General features: G+C 75.8%; 3 protein-coding genes. 1 reads left to right on the top strand and 2 read right to left on the bottom strand.

Going from position 1 to position 2,951, the window contains the following annotated elements:
* A partial coding sequence (locus ONA70_RS35710; protein WP_265010889.1) for an alkaline phosphatase family protein occupies positions 1–1,868 on the top strand: 1,868 nt, incomplete at its 5' end.
* 28 nt (positions 1,869–1,896) lie between these two features.
* Here ONA70_RS35710 and ONA70_RS35705 read toward each other — a convergent pair.
* The gene (locus ONA70_RS35705; RefSeq protein WP_265010888.1) at positions 1,897–2,478 is read right to left on the bottom strand and encodes a DedA family protein; all 582 of its coding nucleotides are present in this window, start codon (positions 2,476–2,478) and stop codon (positions 1,897–1,899) included.
* Positions 2,475–2,951 (bottom strand): MBL fold metallo-hydrolase (locus ONA70_RS35700; protein WP_265010887.1); only part of this gene is annotated, 477 nt, incomplete at its 5' end. The genes ONA70_RS35705 and ONA70_RS35700, both read right to left, overlap by 4 nt.

The raw sequence follows: 2,951 nt of genomic DNA, 5'->3' as shown, positions 1-2,951 counted from the left end.
CCGACGCCGGCACGGACGACGCGTTCGTCAGCGAGATGCTGTGGGTGATGACCCGGGTGCGGCGCCGGCGGGAGCGGCGCCCGACGTGGCGGCGGCGCGGCGGCGCCGCGGTGCCGGCGCCCGGCCGGCAGGTGGCCGACGGCCTGCTCGTCGTCCAACTCGACGGGGTGGCCGCGCCGCTGGTGGGGTGGGCCATCCGCGCCGGTAACCTGCCCACGATCGGCCGTTGGCTGCGCTCGGGCAGCCACCGGATGACCCGCTGGCACACCGGCCTTCCGGCCACCACACCCGCCGCGCAGGCGGGTCTGTTGTACGGCGACGTCCGGCGGGTGCCGGCCTATCGCTGGTACGAGAAGGCGACCGTGGGCGACAACGGGAACCGCTCCACCGGCCGCCTCGTGGTGACCAGCCGGCCCCGGGACGCCGCCGCGATCGAGCAGCGCCTCTCCACCAGCCAGGGCCTGCTGCGGGACGGAGGCGTCAGCATCAGCACCGCCTTCTCCGGCGACGCCCCCACGAGCCTGCTCACGGTGAGCCGCGCCGGGCTGCCCGGACGGTCCACCCGGGGCTACGCGGTCTTCATGGCCAGCCCATACGGGTTCGCCCGAGCCGTGGTGCGCGGTGCCGGCCAGGTGCTCCGCGAGCTGTACGAGGCCCGGCGGCAACGGCTGCGCGACATCCAGCCCAGAGGCCGGCGCAGCGGCTCGTACCTGGCGCTACGCCCGATGGCGAGCCTGCTCAGCGACCTGAACGTGTCGCTCATCGCCGAGCAGATGGCCAGCGGGGCGCCGGTCATCTTCTGCGACTTCCTCGACTACGACGAGGTGGCCCACCATGCCGGCCCGGCCCGGCCGCAGGCGATGGCGGTCCTCGAGGCGCTCGACCAGACGCTCGGCATCCTGCAACGGCTGGCGGCGGAGGCGACGCGGCGCTACCACATCGTGGTGCTGAGCGACCACGGGCAGAGCCAGGGCGCCACGTTCCGCCAGCGGTACGGCGAGTCCCTGACGCAGGTGATCGCCCGGCTGACCGCGCATCCGGTGCGGGAGATCGCAGCGGGCGGCCGGCCCGTGCCCACCGCCCGGGTCGGCGCCGCGACGACCGCCGAGGCCGCCGAGTCGGTCGAGGAGTGGGGCCGGGTGAACACGTTGCTCACCGAGGTGGGGGGCCGGGGCGGGGCGACCGGTACGGCGGCTCGGCTGGCCCTGCGCGCACGCGCGCCGGAGGGCGAGGTCAGCCTCGGGCCGGCCGATCGGGAGGAGGCCGCCACCCGCGCCGATCCGGAGACCGTGGTGGTGGCGTCGGGCAACCTGGCGATGATCTACCTACCCCGTCATCCGGGACGGCTCACCCGGGAGCGGATCGACGCCGCCGTCCCGGGGCTGATCGACGGCCTGGCCGCGCACCCCGGCATCGGTCTGGTCGTGGTCGACTCCGCCGCGGGACCGCTGGCGATCGGGGCCCGGGGCTGCCACCGGCTGCGCGACGGGCGGGTCGACGGCGACGATCCGCTGGCCCCGTACGGCGCCCGGGCGCGCCGGGACCTGCTGCGCCACCAGGCGATGGACCACGTCGGCGACCTCGTGGTGATCAGCGCCGTCGACCCGGTCCTGGAGGAGGTCGCGGCCTTCGAGGAACTGGTCGGCTGCCATGGCGGACTCGGCGGCTGGCAGACCGAGGCGCTGCTGATCCATCCCGCCGGCTGGCCGCAGGAGGGCGACCTGGTCGGCCCGGACGACGTACACCGTCAGTTGCTCGACTGGATGCGGCGGCTGGGCCTGCGGCAGGCCGACGACCACGCCGGCCCTCGGGACGGCCGGGCCGACGACGAGCCGGACCACGACGAGCGCCACGGGCCGGCCGCGTAGCAGGGGCGACTAGGCCGGCCGCGGGGACTCACGGCGTCGCCAGCGGATCGTCCGGCACCTTGCGGCGCCGGCTCAGCCAGCTCAGCCCCTGGGTGACCAGCACGACGAGCAGGACCGCGGCGACGACGCTCTGCCACGGCTCCGGGAAGACCGCCCGCCCGAGGACCCCGATCGCGGCGTAGAGCACCGACCACAGCAGGCTGGCCGGCGCGTTGGCGACGGCGAAACGCCGCCAGGCCAGCCCCGCCACGGCCGCGGCCAACAGCACGGGGACCCGGCCGCCCGGGATCAGCCGGGACACCAGAAGCGTCGAGACATGCCCCTCGCGCACGCGGACCGAGACCTGGCCGACCCGTTGCCGTCCACGCAGGCCGGGCAGCCGCCGGGCGACCCGCTCGCCACCCCAGCCGAGCATGCCGTACGTCACGAGGTCACCGACGTACGCGCCGACGGCGCCGGCGATCACGACCAGGACCACGGTCAGCGGGTGCTGGTGGGCGGCGAGCGCCGCGGCGCCGCTGACCGCCGCGCCGGTCGGCACCACCGGGACCACGGAGCCGAACAGCACCACCAGAATCAGCGAGCCGAGTGCGCCGAGGGTCGCCGTCACGGCCGGCGCACCGTGAACGACTCGCCCGGGCGCAGCACCCGCACCCGGGTGCCCGGCGAGACCGCCTCGACCTGCCGCGCGAAGTCCTCACCCGGCAGGTCGAACCGGTCCGGCCGGATCCGGCCGCAACCGATCGGCCAGAAGGTGCCGAAGTGGATGGGTACGGCCCACGTGGCCCCCGCACGCCGTACCGCCTCGGCGGCTCGCGCGGGGTCGAGGTGGCCGGGGCCGAGCGTCGGTCCCCATCCACCGACCGGGACCAGCGCGAGATCGAGCGGCCCCAGACCGGCCATCTCGTCGAACAGGCCGGTGTCCCCGGCGAACCAGGTACGCGAGCGGCCTTCGATCAGGTAACCGAGGGCGGGTGCCCGGTGCCGGGACCACGGGCCCCGGCCGGCGTGGTGAGCGGCGGGGACAGCGGCGACGGTGAGGCCGCCGATGGTGATCCGTTCGCCGACCGTGAGTTCCGTGCA

This window comes from Micromonospora yasonensis, from assembly GCF_026013475.1.
In the GTDB taxonomy this organism is placed as follows: domain Bacteria; phylum Actinomycetota; class Actinomycetes; order Mycobacteriales; family Micromonosporaceae; genus Micromonospora; species Micromonospora yasonensis.
Note: the sequence above shows the minus strand (reverse complement) of the source record. Positions and strands in the feature narration are given on the sequence as shown.